Source organism: Prevotella sp. Sow4_E9_plate, from assembly GCF_052116205.1.
Classification (GTDB): Bacteria; Bacteroidota; Bacteroidia; order Bacteroidales; family Bacteroidaceae; genus Prevotella.
The window spans coordinates 57,696-81,161 of record NZ_JBQKLN010000014.1 but is presented as its reverse complement, the minus strand read 5'-3'; the positions used below and the strand labels follow the sequence as shown (position 1 = coordinate 81,161).

The window sequence follows — 23,466 nt, the reverse complement described above, 5'->3', positions numbered from 1 at the left end:
CTGCGTGCTTTTTATCCAAAGACCGAACAAGTCCAAAATCTGTGCAAATCTGCGAAATCTGTGGGACAAAGAAAATCCTACAGCTCTATCACTTCCAAATCATCCGGAACGAAGATTCTACCCTTGAAGTTCTCGGCAGCTTCACGGGTATAATTTTCTTTACGATTAGCCAGCGTTTTCTCCTCCGTATGATATAGGATAAGATTCTTCACGCCCAGTTCCTCCGCCAGTTTTCCGGCATCAAGCGCCGTACTGTGGCATTTCTCATAAGGCTTGCGTTACCGCCTGATTCTGAGCACGATTTTCAACGCCATCGGTTGCCGCGTGGAAGTAGAAAAGATGATTTCTACGGGCAGAATCGACATGGTGGTAGAGGTAACCCGCTACATCTATGTTATGGAGTTAAAACTTTCCAACAACGGCGGCATTTCAGCAGCCGAAGCTCAGATTAAGGCGAAGCAATACGCCGAACCATTCCAGGCCGACAAGCGCAAAGTGGTAGCCCTGGCCGTGGAACTGGACGAACAGGGCAAGGGACTGATAGATTGGAAGGAAGTGGAATAAAAGGTAGTGGAATAAAAGACATACAGAAAGAAAGGGCAAAAGCATCATACCATATATTGACAAGGTAATGCTTTTGCCCTTTTATCTTTAGCAGATAATGTATTTCAAAATGCCGATGGTAGCAATCTTGGTTTCATTATCTTCCGGAACAACTCCTAAAGCTGCTTCAACTGCTCTTCATTCAATCCTGTAGCCTTCATAATCTGAGGCAAAGTCATACCCATTGCCAATAGGTTACGGGCTATTGTTAAACTTTTAGACAGTTCACCTTCCGCTCTACCTTTAGCAATTCCCTTTTCCTCTCCTTCAACATAAGAGCCATAAAGGCCGGAGTAGTAATCATCAACAGCCTTAATACTTTCATCGTATTTTTCCTGCTCCTCTCTACTCAAGCAACGAACATCAGCCAATTTAGCAAGATGATTGAATATCTTCTTCTGTGCCGTAAAAGGCAATCTTTCCAATACTTCCATATATTTCAATACATAAATCCATTTTTCAAAACCAGTCTCGCATTCTTCCTCACTCTTATCAAAGAAGGGAAGAGAAAGATAGATGAAACGAAGCTTGTCAGAAAACATTGAGTCGCTAGACTTCTCCCTCAAAGCAACGTCTGTCCTAAACTTTGTCACCTCATGCTCCCTTGGCATAAAATTCATGATGCAAACCACATACACCGGCACAAACTGGTATAAAACAGGAGTGCGCTCACCTGCTTCATCAAACCTCTTGCGCTGGGCGACAAAAGCCTTACTAGCATAATAGATGGAACGATTCACAAAGAAAGGTACCCATCTGTTCTGCATCTCAACGATGAAATGCTTGCCATCGTCGGTTACACAATAGATATCAAAGATGCAGCCACGGAGATCATTAGAATCTCCAAGCTGTTCCTTATCCTTGAATGTTACGTCCTTGATTTGAAACTCGCCTTCAAACAAGTCGTTCAAAAAATTAATCAGCAAGTCCTTGCCGAACTCTTGACCGAAGAGACGCTTGAAGCCCCAATCGGTAAAAGGGTTGATGTATCTACCCATAATTAATTATTTTAGATTCTATAAATCTGCTGCGAAGATACGCATTTTTATTGAAACTGCCAAGAAATTATAGGATTTTCTTTCAGAACCCCGACCTTGGCAGATGAATTTATGGTACCGATTTGAAATTACCAATGAGGCTGTGCGCAGCCAGATGTATACCTTATTTCATTAAGGAGATAAAAACAGCCTGCCAAAAGATCAGTTTTTTTCTAAAGATTAGAGTTAAAGATCGTGATCAGACGCCAAGTTTATGAAAGTTTTAGTACCTTTGCATATTGACTTCGGTCAACATGTGCAAGAAACGCATGGAAACAATTAAAAAACTTAGCTGATGGCTGTATCAGAAGATAGAAAGTTTACGAAAGAACAAGTCTATACTCTACTTGAAGGAGCAAAGGGCAAGACTCTTGGTGAGGTTGATTTAAGACCACCGGAGTTCGTGTACCCAAAAGAGAACAGAAACCACCCTTTCAGCCACCTTAGCCAGTTGCTTCTTGGCAAGAATCATGTCGATGATGGTCTTGATCACCTTCTTCAGCTGCGCCAGTATTCCGTTTCCTCCGCCCGCATCCACCAGCATCAGAGTGCTGGAAGTCTTGAGCACAAAACAGGTATTATAAATCTGGGAAACCGTAGCATTTCCCGTTCCGAGCATCGTAATTTGATTCATCTTTTCGCTATTTTCGTTATGATTCATATTTTGTTTTATCTCAATCTCCCCCATCAGGAATAGATTTCCTCATCATCAGGAAGATTTTATTCCCTTATTACAGAGAAGATTCACGCCCACAAAACTACTCATTTTCTGATGAACCACCAAGAAAAAGCCCCTAAAACTTTGCTTATTCCAAATAATAATCTTAACTTTGCGGCATAAAAACAAAAAGTTGGTTTCGATTATGGCAAAAATAGAAAGACAAAAGCGAATCTATCGCAAGCGCATCCCTTACGGAATGCAGAACTTTGAGGATGTAATGGAAAGAGATTGTTACTATGTTGACAAGACCCCATTCATAGAGAAAATAGAAGAATCTAACATGTATTTCTTCTTCATTCGCCCTCGCCGTTTCGGCAAGAGCCTTACCCTCTCCATGCTCGAAAACTATTACGACATCAACAAGAAGGATAAGTTTGAAAGCCTCTTCAGCAAGCTTTACATCGGAGAGAATCCTACCCCTGAACGCAACAGCTATCTCATCCTGCATCTGAATTTTGCTATAGTTGTGGGTGGACTTGATGATTACAAGAAAGGCCTCAACGATTATTGCGATACACAATTCAATTATTTCGCAGATATTTATTCCCACCTCCTTCCGTCAGACACCAAGCAAGGGCTTAATGAACAGGAAGATGCCATCAATCAATTGAACTACCTCTGCGCCCAATGCAGCAAGACGGGACAGAAAATCTATCTCTTCATCGATGAATACGACCACTTTACCAATCAGATTCTTGCCCACAAGGAGCATGAAACCCGATACCGCGAACAGACTCACGGCGAGGGATATCTGCGACATTTCTTCGACACAATCAAGGGAGCCGCCGGAGATTCACTGGGCAGAGTTTTCGTTACAGGAGTAAGTCCAGTAACAATGGACGATCTGACCAGCGGTTTCAACATCGGCACCAACTATTCCCTATCCCCGGAGTTCAACGAAATGGTGGGATTCACCGAGGAGGAAGTGCGCCAGATGCTGGCCTATTACGCCAGCGTGCTGCCATTCCGCCACAGCGTGGATGAGCTGATAGAAGTGATGAAGCCATGGTACGACAATTATTGCTTCTCAGAAGAAAAGTACGGCAACACAACCATGTACAACTCCGTGATGGTGCTCTACTTTGTAGATAATTACATCCGCAACAACTATGATATTCCGAAGAAGCTGGTGGAAACCAACATCCGCATCGACTACGACAAGATACGCATGCTCATCCGCCACGACAGGGAGTTTGCCCACGATGCCAGCATCATACAGGATATCGTGACCAAGGGATTCACCACGGGAACCCTGATGGAGAATTTCCCAGCCGAGCGCATCAACGATCCCGACAATTTCCTGAGCCTGCTCTTCTATTTCGGCATGGTAACGATAGACGGTACCTACCAGGGCAACACCCGCTTCGTGGTTCCCAACGAGGTGGTGCGCGACCAGATGTACACCTATCTGCTGGATACCTACAAGGAGGACGACCTCACCTTTGAGCAATACGACAAGACCCAGCTGGAGAGCAAGTTGGCTTACGAAGGCGCATTCAAGCCCTACTTTGCCTACATAGCCGATTGTCTGAAGCGCTTCTCCTCCCAGCGCGACAAGCAGAAGGGCGAAGCCTACGTTCATGGTTTCACTCTGGCGATGGCGAGCCAATGCAAGTTCTACCGTCCTATCTCAGAACTCGACAACGACGGCGGTTATGCCGACATCTTCCTGCTGCCCCTTTGCGACATTTATAAGGACCTGGAAGATTCCTACATCGTGGAACTGAAATATTGCAAGTCGGGCACCAGCGATGAGCAGCTGAACCATCTCTTCGAGGAAGCTTCTGCCCAGATAAGGCGCTACGCCGATAGCGACATCGTGCGCGAATCCGTGAAGACCACGAAGCTTCATCAGCTCGTTGTGATTTACCGGGGAACAGAAATGGCAATGTGCGAGGAAGTGGAATAAAATGAAATAAAAGACATACAGAGAGAAAGGGCAAAAGCATTTACCCGATAGATAGGATAATGCTTTTGCCCTTTTATCGTTAACGGATAATGTATTTCAAGATGCCGACAACGGCAATATTTGCTTCATTATCTTCTGGAATTTCTATGGTCTGGAAGCCATCCTTATTGAGTAGCATCATAAATATATCGAAGAAAAAACAGATATATCAGAGGAATATTACACATCTTGCCATATTTTTATGTTAATAATCTTAATATATTGTTGATCTTTCACAATTATTTTGTAACTTTGTAGTCAAAATACGCATATTAACTGCGTTATAATATATAAAGGTCTGAAACAACACAATATTTAAACTTCTGCAAAAGGTTATTTTGTGAAATATAGACCATATTAAAAACAAATGTAATGAAACAACAGAAACGAATGCTACGTGTACTTGCCGAAAATAGAGGCTTCAACCCTAAAGTTTTAAAGACCCTAGGAAAACGGCTAAAAGTGGGTATCATTGATGCGGATCTACTTGATCATGGAACACGCCATCCGAATCTTGCGCTTGAAAAAATAGCAGGATACTGCAAATCACTTGGGCATGAGGTACGCCTCATCTGTGACTACAATGAATTGGACATTCAACTTCCATTCTTCCCTGATAGCTGCGATTACGACGTGCTTTGTTTAGCTCAGGTTTTCAAATTCACCAAACGCCCAAAAGAGATTGATTTTCTTATAAAAAATCATTTCATTTTTTACGGAGGAACGGGATTCCTTGCAGAATTTGACGATGATGTAAAACAATTACCAAATCTTCCCCATGAAGTTGAACATCACCAACCCGACTATACTTTATACGATGAGTACATACAAAAACAAACAGGTGGAGATCCTAAACTAATAAAGCGAAGGTTTGATGATTACGTTAGCTATTCAATAGGTTTTACAACTCGTGGCTGCATCCGACAATGTGCATTCTGCGTGAATCGAGAATTGAAGAAAGTTGTCCCTTGGTCTCCCGTATCTGAATTCATGGACCCCAAACGACCTAGAATTTACCTATGGGATGATAACATCATGGCTGCGCCTGCAAAAGTATTCAAAAAAGTAATGGAAGATTTGCAGGCTACAGGAAAGCCTTTTCAATTTAGGCAGGGCATGGATATTCGCTTAATGACAGAGGAAAAAGCGAAGCTCTTTGCTGGTGTTAAGTATTACGGAGATTATATCTTCGCTTTTGATCACTATCGTAAAGACGATGCTCATGAGTGGAAACAGGTTGAGCAAACGATCAGAGGATTAGAAATTTGGAAGAAATACGTCACAAAGGAAACGAAACTTTATGTTCTTGTTGCCTTTGATGGTTTAGATTATCAAGACATTGAAGGAGCTTTTTGGCGTATTAAAATACTTATGGAATATGGTTGTCTACCATACATTATGCGTTTTGAGGATTACAAGAAAAGTCAATACAAAATTCTTTATACTCAGTTGGCACGATGGTGTAATCAGCCTAGTTTCTTTAAGAAAATGAGCTTCCGTCAATTTTGCATCCGAAACGAGGAATATCATCAGGGCATACAACAACCTATAAAGAATGGCAAATTTTCTAGCAGGTTGAAATTTCCTAAAGGATTCACGCCCAAGCCCACATTCTGTGCATGCTATCGTGCTATGATTGAGTTTGAAGAGGAACACCCTGAAATTGCAAAAAAATATTATGATCTCAGATTTGAGGATTTAAAAGATACGTTCAAAAATAGAAAGTTATGAATGCGCCAAAATTTACAACTCTTGACATCCTGCAAATAAAGCTGGATAGTCAGAACCCAAGAATTAAGCAGTTCCTAGAGAACTATGTGGGCGAACCAACTAGCGAACAAATTTCACTAGCCTTATCAGACTCTGGTACTGGTGATGCAACAACCTCTTATCGTACACTCCGCGAATCAATTCGCGTAAGCAAGGGTATCATACACCCTATTGTAGTTAATCATACCTCAAAAGACGAGATGGTTGTTATTGAGGGAAATACTCGTTTACAAATTTATAAGGAATTCAACGAATCAAACCCAGATGGAACATGGGCAAAAATACCAGCATTGCTCTATGAGCAAATGACAGAATACGAAATCCATTCCATTCGTCTTCAGTCACATTTGGTAGGCCCACGTGATTGGGATCCATATTCAAAGGCTAAATATCTCTTTCAACTCAGTGAAGTAGAATATCTTCCAATGTCACAGATCATTTCACTTTGTGGCGGAAACAGCAATGAAATTACTAAGTCGATTGAGGCCTACAAATGCATGCAGGGTGCCTACAAGGAATACATAGAAAGTAATGATTTAGATTTTGAAACACGTGAGTTCTCAAAATTCATGGAGTATCAAAATCCAAGAATCAAGAATGCTGTCGCTAATGCAGGTTATACGATAGTTGACTATGCTGAATGGGTAGCAGAGGCTAACATTGACAAAGCCCTTAGTGTTCGTAAGTTACCAGATGTTTTAAAATGTGACAAAGCCAAGACTATGTTCTTGAAGAAAAATCTGACAGAAGCCGAAAAGGTTTTGGCTGTTGAGAACACAGCTAAAGCACCTAAGGATTTAGATAAGGTTCCTTACGAAGTACTTTGCAATGAATTGATTGCCCGTTTTGACGGCATGAAGTTCAGCGAGGTCAAAGCTTTGGCCACAGAGCAGTCTTGTGCAAAGAAACGTGATGCAATTTGGGCCTTGTCAGACATGCTTCAAGAAATGATAGATAATATTCGTAGATTCGAGAATTAAGATGGAGTCACTAGCACATAAAGAATACGTCCAAAATGCAATTGATTACATCAAACGAGAATTTGGTGTATCAGACAGCCAAATTGCTGCAGATTTAGGAGATGCATCTATGCTTCCCCCAAAATCTATCGACGGCTTTAGGGCAGATATTTATGTGAATACACCTTCTTTGATTATCATAGGAGAAGCCAAAACAGACAATGACATTAACAACAATCACACGCTTGCGCAATTTGCATCCTACGTTAAAGAGGCAAGAGTATACGATAAAAAGCGCCACATTGTAATGTCGGGGTCTATGGCAGCCTACCCTAGTATCCGAAACTTTATCCGTCGTTTCAGAAAACGAAATGATGTTCCAGGAATTACATTCCATACTGTAGATCCATTTAAAAAAGGAGAAGTGCTAAAATGAAAAAACTCGTACAAAAAAATCATTACGACTATAGTGCTAAACTTGAGGCGTTTCCTTATCAGCACGAGGCCTTTAATGAGATCAAGGACAAAGACTATGCAGCCATATTTCATGAACAAGGACTTGGCAAAACAAAGATTGCCATAGACCTTTTGCTTTATTGGTTGAAAAACCGTGAGATTGATACGGTGTTGATTGTCACAAAGAAAACTCTAGTCAAGAATTGGGTTGAAGAATTTGGAATACACACCAATTTGCATCCCAAAGTACTAGACAACAATAAACGAGCAAACTTCTTTGTCTTTAATAGCCGCGCAGAAGTGGTCATCACTAACTTCGAAACTGTATCAGGAGAAAATGAAAGAATGGCTCTTTTTCTTAAGACTAGGAATGTTGCAATCATTATTGATGAATCAACTAAAATAAAAAATCCGGAGTCTAAGCTTACTCAAGACTTTTTCACCTTAGCATCCCTTTTTAAGATACGAGTCATCATGACAGGAACACCTGTTGCCAATCGCCCTTACGATCTTTGGGCGCAAATTTTCTTCTTAGATAAAGGCGAAAGTTTAGGAACAGACTTTAGTGCATTCAAGGCGGATACAAATCTTTCTAATTCGCTAGGTCATAATGATAAAAAGCGTACTCAATTTGAAGATTGTGTTTCGCACATCTTTGAGAAAATAAAAACGTTTTCTGTTCGAGAAACCAAAAATAGTGGAATCATTTCACTTCCATCAAAAAAATACATCACGTGCTATACAGACTTTGAGGATGAACAGCGCCGAATGTATGAAGAGGTACGAAAAGAGATGACAACAACAATTCATCGTGGAGACATCTCTATTCTTGACGAGTCACAAGACTCGCTTAAAAGGTTACTGAGACTAGTTCAAGTTGCTTCAAACCCACGATTACTGGATGACCGTTATGATAGCATTTCAGGCAAAGAGCAGATTCTAGATGACTTAATCCACGACATCATGCAAAGAAATGAGAAGGTTATAGTTTGGTCTTGCTTTACAGAAAATATAGATATATTCTGTCGTAAATATAAGCAATATTGCGCTGTTAAAATTACCGGCAAAATGGCAGTAGAAGATAGGGGTCGCTCTGTAGATTGCTTTAAACATGGTGAAGCAAAAATTCTCTTTGCGACACCTCAATCTGCTAAAGAGGGGCTGACATTGACAGTAGCAAACAACTGCATTTTCTATGATAGAGGGTTTAATCTTGATGATTATCTTCAGGCACAAGATCGCATTCATAGAATTTCACAAAAAAAGCAATGTAACATCTACAATTTACTCATCAGTGAAAGTATTGACGTGTGGATTGACAAACTACTCAAAGCCAAACAAAATGCAGCATTCTTGGCTCAAGGAGACATCACGCTCTGCGAATATCAAGATGTTGCAGATTACAGCTTTGGCGATATGGTTAGAGAAATATTAAATTTAGAAAATAACATAGTAAATGGGAAAGATAAAAATTCAAAATGAGCTCATTGAGTTCAAGGAAAAAGAATTGAAGGTTGACGATCTCCTTTTTTGGGAAGAAAATCCTCGTGTGTATTCTATTTTAAGAATGCATACCGGTGGCGAGGAGCCAACTCAGAAAGAGATTGAAGACATTATGATTCAAAAGTGCGCCAACGTAAAGGAACTTCGCAGTTCTATCAAAGCTAACGGTGGTCTAACTCATCCAATATTTGTAAGAAAGAATGTTGTTATTGAGGGCAATAGTCGCCTTGCCGCTTACCGTTTACTCTGTCGTTCTGATAAGTTAACATGGGCAAAAATACGCTGCAACGTACTTCCTGACGACATTTCAGATGACTTAGTGTTCGCACTTATTGGCTCTATTCACATTAATGGAGTAACAGAGTGGACTCCATTTGAGCAGGCTGGTTATCTTTTTAGACATCTGCAAAAATCTAAAAAGCCAATAGAAGCAATCTGCAAGGAATGCGGTTTGACACCAGCAAAAGCGAGATTGTATGTAAAGGTGTATGAAACCATGATGTCAAATGAAGATACAGAGCAATCAAAATGGAGTTATTATTTTGAAATGCTTAAGAACAAAAGTATTCCAGAGAAAAATGCCAAGATACCAGGATTAAACCTGATAGATAATCTTTGCCAAAAAATTAAAAATGGCAATATAGATAATGCATCAGACTTAAGAAAAATTGCCAAATTAGCATCTGCAGACAATAAAGAAGCTAATGAGGCTCTATTTGCTTATTTACAAGGCACGGAATCACTCGATACTGCAGTTGCAAAAGTATCAGAGCAGGACAAGATTAAGCATGCTATCAATACTGCAGAAAAGTTCAGAGAGCAATTAAAAGATAAGGAATTTATCATTAAGTTGATGGACGACAACGATGAGTTTAAATTCGAAATGCAGAAAATAATAACAAGATTAGGTAAACTGTTTACAGAACAATAAGTATGGATAAACAGATAGAAGCTTTTTTTGATAAAGATTACGAAAGCACAGTCAATGAGGCCATGTTCGACTTTGACTACTCTTTTCCTGAAGAGGAGGTAGAAAACTATGTTCTGTCAATAGTGGCTACTCCATATTCACAATTCATAGACTATGTTGCATCTAGATATTGCGTAAAGCCAATTGTTCCATCTGAAATCCCTCAGATAAGCAATTATAATGCAGCTACTCTAGGAATATGTAACATACTGAATGATTATAACGATCCAGGAATGGATTGTGCCCAATTAGGCGTTCAATTGTTTACAGATGGAAAAGAGCGTAAGGATGGAGCCTATTTCAAATTTGGCGAGAATCATGTAAAAGGAGCTTCTTTTCATGGACTTACTCAATGTAGCGGAAAAAAATGGTTTCTTACTTGCTTAGGTCGCATTTATCCCAAAATTGACGCAGAAATGCGTCAATACCTATCAGCACGTACGCTACTTAGGAATCCATTCTTCCACATTGTTCTTGCAGAAGCAACTAAGCATGATGTAAACATTCGTTTCTTTATGCCTGGGCTATCAGAAAGTACTCAAAAAAGAAGAAGTTCTAGTTGTATGCATTTTTTCAACGTCATTCTCAAACAATGTGAAATAGAGAAGGTGCCTATGCACAGAATTTTCTTTGAACCAGAAAGTAAGCCTGAGCAAAAACTAGTCATCAAACTTGATGTTGGTAAATCTTCTCAGTTTAAATCCTATCTGCCTCTATACTCCATCCGTGCAGCTTGTGGTGCATTTAATCATGATGACACAAATGAGATAGAAGGATGGGTAAATGTAAAAAAGTGCAACATTACACCAACAAAAGATATGTTCGTGGTACACGCAGAAGGTTCATCAATGGAGCCTCTCATTCATGATGGTGACCTTTGTATTTTCTCTTATACGAATGCATATGAGAATGGTGCAATTATGCTTATAGAAAGCAACAACCTTTTCTGTCAACATGTCATCAAAGAGTTTCATTATAAACCAACTTTGTTTCAAGAATACGCAGAAGACAACAATGTTATTTTGCATTCCCTAAATCCCAAGTTTCAAGACATAGTTCTTTCAGCAACCGATAATCCTCGAATTGTAGGAAAACTAATTAAAGTAATTCACGCTCATGAACAATTTTAAACCACTTTCCCAACCACTATTAAAGATCTTTAGTATCGCAGAACTCCACCACGCATATTGGAAGGAGTTCTGTGATGCTTGTTATGCTCATTTCGGATTTGAGACTAACGAAATTCGGACTTATGAACAGAAGTATGAAACATTTTGTCATTGCAAATGCTTTGTAACAGAGGAGGATGGCTACGAAGAAAAGCTTTTAGCTGTAGCAGAAGAGGATTTGAGACAACTCAAAACACTGGAAGCCTGGTTTTACTCTCAAAATGAAAGCATCGACATAATCCCTTCACTGTATATATTTATCAGAAAAATATGGACTCTTAAAGTAAAAGTCAGAAATGATCGTCAACTAATTTCATACATTTGTCCTCGTTGTATGAATATTGACTATTTTCAATATCTGCTAAATGAAAATATTCGTTTTACACAAAAGGCGATAAATTGGCAAAGCATTAGAGAAGTCCTTGAAAACTCAACTGATTATGCCTTACTAAAGGAGATGATGACAGAAGAAGAGTTTAATCATTATACAGAAGATTTTGAGCATCTTGAAGAACTAGAAGATGGTTTGTCATTCAAGTATAATCAAGCCGATGAGAGTATTTCTACTATCATTGATATTATCCTGGGAAATCAGATTCCTGATTTTAATCGCGAACTTCATGAATTGATAGCAGTACTTCCTAAAAGCAATGATTGTCCAAACGGAAGTGAGTTAAAGGCTTTTCTCTTCCGTTTATTTATGTCGTATGAGGAATCGTTGCCCGAAATAAAATTAATGCTGGAAGAATATCCTTCGCCGTTAAATTTTGTAGAAATGCAAAAAGAACGCAACAATCTTATCCAAAAATTCAGTGAAACAAATCTCGGTAAACATTGGATACAATGGATGGAATATAAAGATGGGATCAAGCATGTTGCACATTATTTCATGCGCCACCGAAATGATTTCACAGAAAAAGAAGAACGAGATTTCTTTTTCACTCTTGATAAAATTGCTATTATCAACGATATACTCATGGGAGAATGCAAAAAATATTGGCTGGAAATAAATTATCCTGATGAATGGTTTACGATGGAAACAACAGACAATATAGAAGTTACTTCTGATAATGCAGTCATTCCACAAAATTGTACAGAAGCCATAGTTAAAGTAATGGAGCCAACATTTACTTTAACCAATAAAGCTGTGATGAATTCAAGAAAGCAAATAGTGAAAGCGGCTTCTGTGATTAATCTGACAGCCAATGTACAGGTGGCTATGCTAATGGCTATTTCCATAGACGTAGAAGCAATTCGCTCTGGAACGAAGTGTATTGATTTTATCCGTGCCTTGATTGGAATTGGGGTACTGAAGTATAGCGATGATAAGGCTATAGAAAATATGTCAGATGGAATGAATAAGAAACTGAGAACATGGGAAAGAAATAAAGAACATGTTTCTTCAAATCTTCCAGACTACCTTCTTTGGAAGAATAAGAAAGATAAAAAAATCGGGGAAAAAATCTACAAAGCAATGACAACAGAAGAACTATAATTTGTTGTTTCTTGAAAACTAAATACGCTATAGAAAGCGGCAATGATTATCCGACAAAAGGATAGTTGTTGCCGCTTTTGCGTTTTTCAGGTTCCGATTGAATCCTTGATTTTATTCCGATTGATTCCGATTGATTCCTAACGATTCCGAAAACACTGAATTTCAACGATTTAAAACGATTATTTTTGCACTTACACGATTTTTTGCCTTAACTTTGCATCAGCTTTCAGCAAGATCGGAGCCACAAACTAAAGAACCTTAAAGGAAGGTTAGGTCTTGCTTTATTAAGATTATACATACAAAATTGATGCGCGTGGTGCAGCAGGGAGAGACCTTCGCTGTACAGAGTCAGAAGAGTGAGAACGGACAACTCACAATCAGTTTTATTGATTCGAGATTACTTGAATTAGTTTTTAATTATTAACCGAGTGGAGTGAGTAAGGAATCTCCGGAGGTAAGTAGCGCTACGTTTCTCGCTTTCTTTGCTCTTAAATTCACTAAGGTTATGAAAAAGAATTTTAATGACATCCACAAGTTGATGAACTGCCAGCACACTCAGAAGAGCGGCATGGCTTACTGCGATGATACTCATTATTTTCTGTTTGCACCCGATAATCCCGTGGTGGGCAGTATGCCACGCTTCCACCGTCTCGGCGTTGCACAGCAGTTGAGCGACGGCTCCTTCGAATTCGTTCCGAAGCCGCAGCTCAAGACGCAGTCGCTGCTGATCAAGAAGCTGGCGCACGGTCGTGTGTCGAAGACCAAGGATGGTGCCATTCAGCTCACCCTGAAGGTTTACTGCGATGAGGGTGTGAACATCAGCGAGACAATTGCTGCCGAGGCAATTATGGCCAAAGATGCCATCGTGGAGTATCAGTTGAAGAGATAAACCAAAGGATCTAGGGCTTTTTAGAGGAAGAACCCGAATCTTCCAATATTCCAGTTCTTCCAATATTCCAAAAAGGGTATTACAAGACAAAACCCCTTTTAATAGATTCTATAACTAATTAATATATAGATAGTTATATAAAGAAAGAACTGGTAGCCAACCCTCAAAAAATTAATTGGAAGAACTGGAATTGGAAGATTTTCCAAATCCCCACTTCCTCTAGAAAGCTCATTATCAACACATTATCGAAAAATGAACAAGACAAAATTGAAATACGACATCACAAAAAGCACCGCTCCGAAGATGCCAAAACTGGGAAAAGGCACCGAATGTGTGCAACTTTTGCTCTCTCAGGTATCAAAAGACATGCACGAACCCCTTGTTCCTATGCTCTTCCCTATTCTTGGAGCGCAGGTAAGCGGCACGGAATTTCAGTATCCCGACCACAGTTGGAAGGAATCATGTGGCATGATGGCCAATCTCGTTGCAGATTCGGGCTGCAATAAAGGTCAATTGGGAAACTTAGTGGAAGCCATCTGCCGAAACTTCCGAGAACACGATGAGAAGGAATTGGAGAAGCTCGTGGAATGGCAGAAACAGATAAAATCCAAGTCGGCCAACAAGGAAAAGCCTGTAAGACCCGACGTGAGTTTCTGGTTTCCACCTGCCGATGTAACCAATGCCGCCTTTATTCTGAACGCCATGGGATGCGAGAAATTGGGCGAGAGAACGCAGTACCTGAATCTGCCCGAAGTGGAGATGGCGGACAGGATGTGCGGCGGGCATAAGCAGATTTCGCAGATGCTGCGCAACATCTACGACCGCCAGCGCTCAGGAGCATTAAGAGCTACTGCCGATGGCGTGACGGGCAATCCTGTGCTTCGTGCCAACCTCACCATCTCATCCACTCCGTATGCTGCCCGCAAATTCTATAAGAATGAACTCTTCAACGGTACCTTCGGACGAATGGTGTTCTCGTATAAGGCGAGAATGGGACGTGACGGCAGAATTCCGAGACAGGGAAAATATGATGAGGTATTCTATAAAAAACTCGACGAATATCTGGTGAAGCTCAGCATCTGCAAGGGCAGATTCATCATCAAACCGCTGAACAAACTCACAGACCAACTGGCTCAGGATATGGCTACGCTTGCCGACCTGACAGACGACGATGTTTTTTGGGACATCTCGAAGCGCTCTATCGTGTCGGCATGGAAGGCGGGGTGCCTGCTCTGGGTGCTGAACAACCAGACGTGGACGAAGTCGATGGGCGAACTGGTGGAGTGGCTGGTGTATCACGACATGTGGAGTAAGGCGAAACTCTTTGCCGATTTATTGAATCAGGATGCCGACTCTGTGAGCGAGGCACAGCGAAGAGGTCCGAAGAACTTACTTGACGACCTGCCTAATTCATTTAACGAGGCACAACTGGAAGCGCTCCGCATATCGCAGGGAAAGACAAAGGAGGGCACGAAAAACCAACTTTACAAGTGGGTATACCGAAAATTCATCACCTACAGCAACCAGACGGGGCTCTATACCAAGACGCAGGAGTATCTTACGGGCACGCCGGAAGCGAAGGAGAAGAAATAAACATAATTCTATAAAGAGAAAAGATGAATGGAAAAATATGAGATTCAAAAGCTGCGCGACCTTCCGATAGAGAAGGTTGCGGAACAGATGGGGATAAAGGTGGATCGGCACAAGGCACTCTGCCCCTTTCATGACGACCACCATGCCAGCCTCTCGTTCAACACGAGGAGGAACAGCTGTCGCTGCTATGTCTGCATGGGTAATTCCGTGGGCACCATCGACCTGGTGATGAAATACCTGGGGAAGGATTTCCTCTCGGCTTGCCGATGGCTCGCGGAGGAACATCAGGTTCAACTGGAAGAGGATAGGAAGAGAAAAGCTTCTTCCTCATCTTCTTCCCCCGGAGCCTCTTCATCCGGTGGTTCTTCCCCGGAAGATAATTCGGGAGGTTCTTCTTCGGGAAAATCCTCCTCCTTTGATGCGAGCAGGTATGCGAGATTCTTCGAGCATCCCTGGCTCAACCTGGTGGCCAAAAGGTTTCTCTTCGAGGAGAGGAAGATTGATGAGAGAGTGGCTGCATGGTGCAGATTGACTTCCTGGACGGATAAGAAGGGCGTAAACTGGCTGCAGATTCCATACTTCAGCACGGAGGGGAAGCTGATTGGGATTCAGAACAGGAACCTGGATTACAAGAAAGGGGAATCAACTCCCCGATTCCGCTTTCCCTATGGTGCAAAATGCTCCATCTACAATCTGCCTATCGTGAGGGGGATGGCGCCGGGCGAACAGCTCTTCATCACCGAGGGATGCAGCGACTGCTGGGCAATGCTCTCTGCCGGACACAAGGCGATTGCCATTCCTTCTGCCACGATGCTGAACCCCGACGACAAGAAATGGCTGGCGGAAATCGGCTCGCAGCTCAAGATAGAATGGCACATGTTTCCCGACAGGGATGCGCCGGGCGAAAGCCTCTTCCTGCAACTCAAGGAGATTCTGCCCTCGCTGGTGCACCACCAGCTGCCCCCAGGATGCAAGGATTTCAGCGAGTATTATCTGAAAGAGAAAAAATAGAGTTTAAGAAAAAAGATAGAGTTTATCAATTTTTAAAACAAGATGAATATGGAAGAATTTATCATTCGTACGTACACCAAGAAGGAACTTGCCCTGATGTACTTTCCCGAGAGTAATCCACGCACAGCCGTCAACCATCTGATGGCATGGATCCACCAATGCGACCCGCTATGGGAGGAGCTCCTGGCAATGGGCTATCACAAACTGAGCAAGGCTTTTACGCCCAAGCAGGTGAAGGCTATCATAGATTACCTGGGGGAACCAGGATAAGGTTTAGAGTTGATAGTTTAGTATAAGTAAGCCCCAAGCGCCAGCCAATTGGTTACTGGCGTTTGGAGCTCATTTATGATATTCCGGAAGCTGCAGATACTTCTCTTTCCTCCAGCTCTTTTAGAAGGTCTTCAAGCACATATTGATCGCTCATGAGTTGCAACCCTGTATTAGGATCAGACAACAGCTGAGCGGTTCTTGAAGAATAATAGATATCAAGAGCTTGTTCTGGAGTAATATTCTTCTCCTTTGCCAGCAACATCACGATACGGCTTTGTTTACGCCAAAGTACAGAGTCTCTCATAATTTCTAAATTTGATAGGATGAGACGAATTGAAGGTATTTGTCGATAATTTGCTGATTACGAATACAAATTTGATGGTTCACTTGCTTATACACCAACTGTCCCAATGCCTGTTCCGCAGTAATTCTGCCATTTTCGAAATCTTCTACTGTGTCGATTACATTATCATTGGCTACACCACCCTCTACCAGGTCATATTGTTTTTGCAAATTACCTCCTCTTCTACAATCCACAACATATTGAAGCCACTCTATATTGTATTCTTTGAACCTTTTGATACGGAAATCCGACAAGTTAAACAAATCTTCGTTCAATTCAAACATATTGACGATTGGCCGAAAGGCAGGTCCTTTTCTGATAGCAATAACCTTAGACCATTTTTCAGCTTGCGACTTAATGCCAGTTAAATAGAACCCTTGCCCGAAATCAACTTTAGTACGCCCTTTACTGATTTCTGGATATTCTATTTTCATGTATGATCCATGGAATAATTTCATTGTGCCATCTCCCAGTTTTTGAGTGTTTCAACCGTAGTTCTTGCAACCCAATCAGAACTCTGGGTATGTAATTCTTCATAATATGGCAAAAGGAAATTATGGATGAGACCTTGTTTCTTCAAACGCATATACATGTTTTTAGAAGGAACATTCATTATTTTTGCCCCCTTCTCTATTGCCATGATAGCCAGATGTATATTGTTATAACCTACTTGTTCCATACGCTTTAATTTTATACCAAGGCTTATGCCTCCTATTTTTTAGCAAATATAATCAATTATCTCGATATAAGGCCATTAATTAGGCTGATTTTATATTTTTTTAAAAAATGTTCCGCTATCGCACGGCTTCACATGCCATCGCCCAACTGACTGTGGGGGATTTTGTATCTTTGCATCGTGATTCAGAAAGCGCTGGAAAATCACTTTCCTAGTTGGAGAAAAATATTTCTCCAGTTGGAAAAATGAAAAAAGGCATCTGGGAGATATTCCGGATAAGATTATCCCGAATGCATCAAGTTATCAACCTCGACTCCAAGCCCTGATACGAGTCCTTCTCTTTCTTCTTTTTAAAAAAGAAGACGGAAAGTTAATAGGGGGCAAGAGAAGCGTATGAACCCAAATATGAAAGCATTCATCAAGTATCTCATCGTGGCCGTGTGCTCCGCCATCGTCACCTTCCTCACCAGCTCGTGTACCGCGGGTCTCGTGATCGGGAAGAACCAGAGGCAGCAGCAGGAAAACAACATCACCACGCGAGCCGACTCTTCGCACTTCGTGCCAACCATCACCATCAGGTGAAGATGGTTTGCAAAAACGCCGGAACGCCTAGGGGGGACCAGCGATGGAATCGCTGGGAACGGGGGCTGGAAGGGAGCTACGAGCCTTGCGCTCCTTTTCTGACTCGGCAAGAACGGAGGCTGGAAGGCGGGCTAGAAGGGAGCTACGAGCCTTGCGCTCCTTTTCTGGCTCGGCAAGAACGGAGGCTAGAAGGCGGGCTGGAAGGCGGGCTAGATGGGCACGCCCTGAAAGGGGGGAAAGCTTTATATTTATTTTTTTATCAATTTATTAACAATTTAAAATTCAAGAAGATTATGGCAATTAATTTGAAAGCAAAGGAAACCCTCATCCAGGTGGGTGAGTTGAAAGGTAAGTATCGTTACGTTCTCAGTACCGAGCTTTACAACAAGCTCCCGGAGAGCAAGGTTATCAAGGAGGCGGCTCTGAGAAGTGGCGTGAGCCGCGGCGTGATGCAGGCATGCTGGGATGCTGCCGGCGAAGTTATCAAGACATGGTCTACCGAAGGACACTCCGTTGCCATCCCGGGGTTGGGAACCATGAGATTCGGCGTGCGAGCCAAGAGTGTGGCTACCGTGGGTGAGGTGGCAGGTAGCCTCATCACCACCCGCAGAGTTATCTTCACCCCAAACGTGGATATCAAGGATGAGCTGCAGAGAACTCCTATCCAGATTACCTGTATCGACCGCAACGGCAAGGTGGTGAAGAACGTTACTTCGGGCGATGGCGGCAACGTGGAAGACCCAGACAAGGATCCAAACGGAGGTGGAACCGAAGGTGGCGGCTCAGGCAATACCGAAGGTGGCGGTTCAGGCAATACCGAAGGCGGCGGCTCAGGCAATACCGAAGGTGGTGGCTCAGGCAATACCGAAGGCGGTGGCACCAGCGGTGGAGACGCTGAAGGAGACGTAGGCATGTAGTCCTACTACCAAGATAGAAAATCCCCAATCCTCGGACTCATCGGGAGCACCAAGAGATTGGGGATTATCTTTTTCCAGCATTTCGCAAAAGAGGGAATTGATTGAAGTTAAAGAAGTTATCACTCCCTTCGGTCGTTCAGGAAGTTAAGAGACAATAGTCTTTTGTCGTATAACGTAGGACATTTGTCCCTTAACTTCCCCTTAACACTTCTAAAGTTCAGTAATTTCGCAAATGAGGGAATTGATTGAAATAAAATCAATACGGGAACAGGAGCGGAAGCACGAAGGTCATCACCACGCCGATGATGATCTGCAACGGCAAACCTACCTTCACGTAGTCCATGAACGTATAGCCACCCGCCTTCATCACCAGCGCATTAGGCGGAGTGGAGAACGGAGAGGCAAAGCACATGCTGGCACCCAACGTTACCGCAAAGAGGAAGGAATAAGGACTCACGCCCACCTGCTGGGCTGCCACCAGGGCGATAGGAGCCATCAACACAGCCGTGGCGGTATTGCTGATGAACATCGTCATGAGCGAAGTGGTGAAGTAGATTCCGGCAAGCAGAGCCGTCGGTCCCATCGAGCCGAGACTGTCTACCAGTCCCTGCGAAACCAGGGCCGAAGCTCCAGTCTTCTCCAGCGCCGTAGACATCGGCATCATGGCGGCTATCAGCACGATGCTCTCCCAGTTGATGGTCTTGTAGGCTGCCTCCACGTTGCGGAAGCATCCGGCAAAGACGGTAAGCAGTCCGGCGATGATGACCGCCGTGACCGGAGCCACGGGGATGAAGTCGAACACCATCATCGCTATCATCAAGAGCATGATGGCTGCAGCCACAGGAGCCTTGTAGTCCAGGAGCACCTTGTCTGCCGTCTTCTCCGGCTGATCCAGCACCACCCAGTTGGTGGTATCTGCCGTAAGATGGGCCAGGTTGGTCCACTCTCCCTGCACCAGGAGCATATCGCCCACATGCAGCCTGGTGGCTATCAGATTGTCAGTAATATATTCCTTTCCCACCTTGCCGTCAGAAGAGCTTCCGCCTCGCTTCACGCCCAGCACGTTGATGCCGAAGCGCTTGCGCAGGTTAGCATCTCCAATTCGCAATCCGGCAAAATTGGAAGTAGGCATCACAACAATCTCGGTCAGCCCCAGGTCGTAGAAATCAATCTTCACGTCCTTCATCTTCCTCAGGTCGTAATCCTGCGCAAACCGTTCAATCTTCTCCTCGTCACCTATTATATATAAGGTGTCGTGCACGGCGATGGTGCTGCTGCTCTTCGCCATGTTCTGGTTGACGTCCTTCACGAGTCCCAGTCGCGATTTCTTCTCGTTTCTTATCTCGATGATGCTCACGCCATATTTCTTCTGGATGCTGAGGTCCTTGAGGGTCTTGCCCACGATGTCCATCATCTGCCCATTCTCATCGATGGCTGCAGCCGTCCGCTTGCTTGGCACGATGTAGCGATGCAGGTTGTCTAGCAGCTGGTATTCGTCTACCAGGTCATCGAGCGACTTTCCGTTCTTCTTTTTCTTCCCGTTCTGCTTCTTGCTGAGGAAGATTTTGCTCAGGGGCATGAGGACGATGATTCCGATGGCGATGACGATGATTCCCACGGGGAAGAAGGAGAAGAACGCCAGGGGCTTGAATCCTGCCTCGGTAAGCACCTCGTCGATGACCAGGTTGGGCGGCGTACCGATGAGGGTGAGCATTCCGCCCAGGCTTCCTGCAAAGGCGAGCGGCATGAGGAATCGCGATGACTGCATGCCCGAACCTGCAGCCAGACTCATGATGATAGGCATCATCAGCGCCACGGTTCCGGTATTGCTCACGAAGGCTCCGATAAACGAGGTTACCAGCATCACGAGGAGGAAGGTAACGGTTTCGTTGCCACGGGAGAGCGCCATCAGCTTATTGCCCGTCAGCTTGGCAAGGCCGGTCTGCATGATGGCTCCACCCACCACGAAGAGGCCTATCATCATGATGACGATGGGCGAAGAGAAGCCGGCAAGAGCCTCTGCCGGCGTCAGGATTCCGAGAACCAAGAGTGCTGCCAAGGCAGTAAGAGCCACAATATCAGCCCTCACCCTGCCCCATATAAACATGGCAACCGTAATGATTAATATAATAAGCGTTATTGTCATGCTATAAAAAAAATGTAGATAATTGTTTCTTCTGATTATAAACTCTTTTGCAAAGATACTTACTTTTTATCGTTTTTTTTATCATTCTAATGCTAATATTTCTAAATTTATTGCAGATATTTCCAAAAAACTACACTTATTCCATCAGTTTTCCTTACCTTTGCAATCCAGATAGACATACTGAACAATAGAATTAGAAGACTTTATAATACATTAATTTTTTTAGATAATGGAACAAAACAAGGTTAAACCAGCTGATGGCAAGCTGGGTATCATGGTTGTAGGTTGTGGTGCAGTTTCTACTACATTCATGACTGGTGTGTTTATGGCTCGCAAGGGACTTGCAAAGCCAGTAGGTTCAATGACTCAATACGATAAGATTCGCGTGGGCAAGGGTGCAGACAAGAAGTATCTTCACTACAAGGACATCGTGCCTATGGCAGATCTCAACGACATCGTATTCGGCACTTGGGATGTTTATCCGCAGAATGCTTACCAGGCTGCTATGTATGCCGAGGTTCTGAAGGAGAAGGATATCAACCCTGTGCGCGAGGAGCTGGAGAAGGTGGTTCCAATGAAGGCTGCCTTCGACAAGAACTACGCCAAGCGTCTGGATGGCGACAACGTGAAGGACTGCAAGACCCGCTGGGAAATGGTGGAGGCTCTGCGTCAGGACATCCGCGACTTCAAGGAGAAGAACGGCTGCTCCCGCATCGTCGTAGCCTGGGCAGCATCTACCGAAATCTACGTACCGGTAGATATGGAAATCCACGGCTCATTGGCAGCTCTCGAGGCTGCGATGAAGGCTGACGACCGCCAGCACATCGCTCCATCCATGTGCTACGCTTATGCAGCCCTTACGGAGGGTGCTCCTTTCATCATGGGTGCTCCTAACACAACAGTTGACATTCCTGCCATGTGGGAACTCGCCGAGAAGACCCACATGCCTATCGCAGGCAAGGACTTCAAGACTGGTCAGACTCTCGTAAAGAGTGGTTTTGCTCCTATCATCGGCACCCGCTGCCTCGGCTTGAACGGTTGGTTCTCTACCAACATTCTGGGCAACCGCGACGGTCTCGTTCTCGATGAGCCAGCCAACTTCCATACCAAGGAAGTGAGCAAGCTCTCTACCCTTGAGACTATCCTGAAGCCAGAAGTCCAGCCAGACCTCTACGGCCATGGCAACGATGAGGACACTCAGTATTATCACAAGGTTCGCATCAACTATTATCCTCCTCGCAACGACAACAAGGAAGGTTGGGACAACATCGACATCTTCGGCTGGATGGGTTATCCAATGCAAATCAAGATCAACTTTCTGTGCCGCGACTCCATCCTTGCCGCTCCATTGCTGCTCGACCTCTGTCTGTTGAGCGACCTTGCAGCCCGTGCCGGCCGTTACGGCATCCAGCGCTTCCTGAGTTTCTTCCTCAAGGCGCCAATGCACGATTATACCCAGGGTGAAGAGGCTGTGAACAACCTCTACCAGCAGTACACCATGCTGAAGAACGCCATCCGCGAGATGGGCGGTTATGAGGCTGACGAGGAAATCGACTAAAAATATTATCTCCCGATAAAGGACGGTAATGGTTGATTTCAAACAGACGAAGGTTGATTTCAGCAATACGCCCAGAAAGGGCAGAAGCTCCCATCCCAGGGCAACGCACTGGGTTGTAGGGAGTTATAAATATACGCCCTGTAAGGGCAAAAGCTTTATTACCCATATTCTAAAGCTTTTGCCCTTACAGGGCGCCTTGCTGACTGCTGTTTATACCCAGGGCGTTGCCCTGGGCTAGGAGCTTCTGCCCTTTCAGGGCGTGCGGGGCGAACTCGCTAAACTTGACAAACATTTAAATATAATATTTATGACAAAGAAAGGTAAACATACCGTTTTATTTATTTGCCTCGGCAACATTTGCCGTTCGCCAGCCGGCGAGGGCATCATGAAGAGTCTGGTAGAGAAGGCTGGACTGGCAGATGAATTCGAAATCGATTCTGCCGGAATCGGAAACTGGCACGTGGGGCAGTTGCCTGACAGCCGCATGCGGAAATGTGGCGCCGAGCATGGCTACAATTTCAACAGCCACGCCCGCCAGTTCCAGAAGTCAGATTTCGGAAGATTCGAAACCATCGTGGTGATGGATAATGAGAATTACCGTGCCATTACCTCCATGGCTTCCTGCCAGGCAGATAAGGACAAAGTGGTCCGGATGGCCGATTTCCTGACCCACCATCGTGAATACACCACCGTTCCCGACCCATATTATGGCGACATGGGCGATTTTGAACTGGTCATCACCCTATTGGAAGATGCCTGCCAGGGGTTGCTGCAAAGCATCATCGAGTAAAAAAGATACAACATATTAATCATACCATCATCTACAAAAAAAGTCCTCCGGAAGTAAACA

22 protein-coding genes and 2 pseudogenes are annotated in these 23,466 nt (G+C 43.6%); 17 read left to right on the top strand and 7 right to left on the bottom strand.

Features of this window, described 5'->3' with window-relative positions:
• Positions 1-77: 77 nt before the first annotated feature.
• Positions 78-275: pseudogene (locus ACTQ53_RS07525) on the bottom strand (MBL fold metallo-hydrolase); the annotation flags it as partial.
• On the opposite strand from ACTQ53_RS07525, the gene ACTQ53_RS07520 reads away from it, so the two are divergent.
• Positions 274-564, top strand: a complete 291-nt coding sequence (locus tag ACTQ53_RS07520; protein WP_441932611.1) for a PD-(D/E)XK nuclease domain-containing protein — start codon at positions 274-276, stop codon at positions 562-564. The pseudogene ACTQ53_RS07525 and the gene ACTQ53_RS07520 sit on opposite strands and share 2 nt — an antisense overlap.
• Before the next feature lie 155 nt (positions 565-719).
• On the opposite strand, the gene ACTQ53_RS07515 is transcribed toward ACTQ53_RS07520, so the two are convergent.
• Positions 720-1,601, bottom strand: coding sequence for an Rpn family recombination-promoting nuclease/putative transposase (locus ACTQ53_RS07515; protein WP_441932610.1), 882 nt, complete (start codon positions 1,599-1,601; stop codon positions 720-722).
• A 502-nt stretch (positions 1,602-2,103) separates the two neighbouring features.
• Positions 2,104-2,274 (bottom strand): annotated as a pseudogene (locus ACTQ53_RS07510) (MBL fold metallo-hydrolase); the annotation flags it as partial.
• A gap of 229 nt (positions 2,275-2,503) precedes the next feature.
• Here ACTQ53_RS07510 and ACTQ53_RS07505 point away from each other — a divergent pair.
• The 12 genes from ACTQ53_RS07505 (at position 2,504) to ACTQ53_RS07450 (ending at position 16,394) form a co-directional block, all read left to right on the top strand.
• Positions 2,504-4,270 (top strand): AAA family ATPase, encoded by a 1,767-nt coding sequence (locus tag ACTQ53_RS07505; RefSeq protein ID WP_441932609.1) that lies wholly within the window; start codon positions 2,504-2,506, stop codon positions 4,268-4,270.
• A 411-nt stretch (positions 4,271-4,681) separates the two neighbouring features.
• The gene (locus tag ACTQ53_RS07500; protein ID WP_294761062.1) at positions 4,682-6,040 is read left to right on the top strand and encodes a hypothetical protein; all 1,359 of its coding nucleotides are present in this window, start codon (positions 4,682-4,684) and stop codon (positions 6,038-6,040) included.
• Positions 6,037-7,059, top strand: a complete 1,023-nt coding sequence (locus ACTQ53_RS07495) for a hypothetical protein (RefSeq protein ID WP_441932608.1) — start codon at positions 6,037-6,039, stop codon at positions 7,057-7,059. The genes ACTQ53_RS07500 and ACTQ53_RS07495 overlap by 4 nt, the downstream gene beginning before the upstream one ends.
• 1 nt (position 7,060) lies before the next feature.
• A complete protein-coding gene (locus ACTQ53_RS07490) occupies positions 7,061-7,474 on the top strand; it encodes a hypothetical protein (RefSeq protein ID WP_441932607.1) in 414 nt (137 codons plus the stop codon).
• Positions 7,471-8,976: a DEAD/DEAH box helicase gene (locus ACTQ53_RS07485; RefSeq protein WP_441932606.1), complete on the top strand. Its 1,506-nt coding sequence runs from the start codon at positions 7,471-7,473 to the stop codon at positions 8,974-8,976. The genes ACTQ53_RS07490 and ACTQ53_RS07485 overlap by 4 nt, the downstream gene beginning before the upstream one ends.
• Complete coding sequence (locus ACTQ53_RS07480) at positions 8,951-9,928, top strand: hypothetical protein (protein WP_441932605.1); 978 nt, start codon at positions 8,951-8,953, stop codon at positions 9,926-9,928. The genes ACTQ53_RS07485 and ACTQ53_RS07480 overlap by 26 nt, the downstream gene beginning before the upstream one ends.
• A 2-nt stretch (positions 9,929-9,930) precedes the next feature.
• A complete protein-coding gene (locus tag ACTQ53_RS07475; protein ID WP_294761049.1) occupies positions 9,931-11,097 on the top strand; it encodes a S24 family peptidase in 1,167 nt (388 codons plus the stop codon).
• A complete protein-coding gene (locus ACTQ53_RS07470) occupies positions 11,084-12,631 on the top strand; it encodes a hypothetical protein (RefSeq protein ID WP_441932604.1) in 1,548 nt (515 codons plus the stop codon). The genes ACTQ53_RS07475 and ACTQ53_RS07470 overlap by 14 nt, the downstream gene beginning before the upstream one ends.
• A 505-nt stretch (positions 12,632-13,136) precedes the next feature.
• Complete coding sequence (locus ACTQ53_RS07465) at positions 13,137-13,520, top strand: hypothetical protein (protein WP_441932603.1); 384 nt, start codon at positions 13,137-13,139, stop codon at positions 13,518-13,520.
• Positions 13,521-13,772: 252 nt separating this feature from the next.
• Positions 13,773-15,113 (top strand): hypothetical protein, encoded by a 1,341-nt coding sequence (locus ACTQ53_RS07460; protein ID WP_441932602.1) that lies wholly within the window; start codon positions 13,773-13,775, stop codon positions 15,111-15,113.
• Between the two features lie 27 nt (positions 15,114-15,140).
• Positions 15,141-16,124: a CHC2 zinc finger domain-containing protein gene (locus ACTQ53_RS07455; RefSeq protein WP_441932601.1), complete on the top strand. Its 984-nt coding sequence runs from the start codon at positions 15,141-15,143 to the stop codon at positions 16,122-16,124.
• Between the two features lie 48 nt (positions 16,125-16,172).
• Positions 16,173-16,394 carry a DUF4248 domain-containing protein gene (locus ACTQ53_RS07450; protein ID WP_294972634.1) on the top strand — a complete coding sequence of 74 codons (222 nt, stop codon included), beginning with the start codon at positions 16,173-16,175 and terminating at the stop codon, positions 16,392-16,394.
• Between the two features lie 73 nt (positions 16,395-16,467).
• Here ACTQ53_RS07450 and ACTQ53_RS07445 read toward each other — a convergent pair whose 3' ends face one another.
• From ACTQ53_RS07445 to ACTQ53_RS07435, 3 genes are read right to left on the bottom strand one after another with little or no spacing between them, the layout of a single operon-like run.
• On the bottom strand, positions 16,468-16,698 hold the full coding sequence (locus tag ACTQ53_RS07445; RefSeq protein WP_294972631.1) for a DUF3791 domain-containing protein: 231 nt from the start codon (positions 16,696-16,698) through the stop codon (positions 16,468-16,470).
• A 5-nt stretch (positions 16,699-16,703) separates the two neighbouring features.
• Positions 16,704-17,171, bottom strand: a complete 468-nt coding sequence (locus tag ACTQ53_RS07440) for a DUF3990 domain-containing protein (protein ID WP_441932600.1) — start codon at positions 17,169-17,171, stop codon at positions 16,704-16,706.
• 20 nt (positions 17,172-17,191) lie between these two features.
• Positions 17,192-17,416, bottom strand: a complete 225-nt coding sequence (locus tag ACTQ53_RS07435; RefSeq protein WP_294972626.1) for a DUF3791 domain-containing protein — start codon at positions 17,414-17,416, stop codon at positions 17,192-17,194.
• Between the two features lie 402 nt (positions 17,417-17,818).
• Here ACTQ53_RS07435 and ACTQ53_RS07430 point away from each other — a divergent pair, with 402 nt between their 5' ends.
• Entirely contained in the window at positions 17,819-17,995 is a 177-nt protein-coding gene (locus ACTQ53_RS07430; protein ID WP_441932599.1) for a hypothetical protein, read from the top strand.
• A 293-nt stretch (positions 17,996-18,288) separates the two neighbouring features.
• On the top strand, positions 18,289-18,912 hold the full coding sequence (locus ACTQ53_RS07425; RefSeq protein WP_441932598.1) for an HU family DNA-binding protein: 624 nt from the start codon (positions 18,289-18,291) through the stop codon (positions 18,910-18,912).
• Between the two features lie 256 nt (positions 18,913-19,168).
• On the opposite strand, the gene ACTQ53_RS07420 is transcribed toward ACTQ53_RS07425, so the two are convergent.
• Positions 19,169-21,058, bottom strand: coding sequence for an SLC13 family permease (locus ACTQ53_RS07420; RefSeq protein ID WP_295347270.1), 1,890 nt, complete (start codon positions 21,056-21,058; stop codon positions 19,169-19,171).
• Between the two features lie 229 nt (positions 21,059-21,287).
• Here ACTQ53_RS07420 and ACTQ53_RS07415 point away from each other — a divergent pair, with 229 nt between their 5' ends.
• Both ACTQ53_RS07415 and ACTQ53_RS07410 read left to right on the top strand, forming a co-directional pair.
• The gene (locus ACTQ53_RS07415) at positions 21,288-22,616 is read left to right on the top strand and encodes an inositol-3-phosphate synthase (protein WP_294969503.1); all 1,329 of its coding nucleotides are present in this window, start codon (positions 21,288-21,290) and stop codon (positions 22,614-22,616) included.
• 307 nt (positions 22,617-22,923) lie between these two features.
• Entirely contained in the window at positions 22,924-23,406 is a 483-nt protein-coding gene (locus tag ACTQ53_RS07410; protein ID WP_264950619.1) for a low molecular weight protein-tyrosine-phosphatase, read from the top strand.
• Positions 23,407-23,466: the final 60 nt, after the last annotated feature.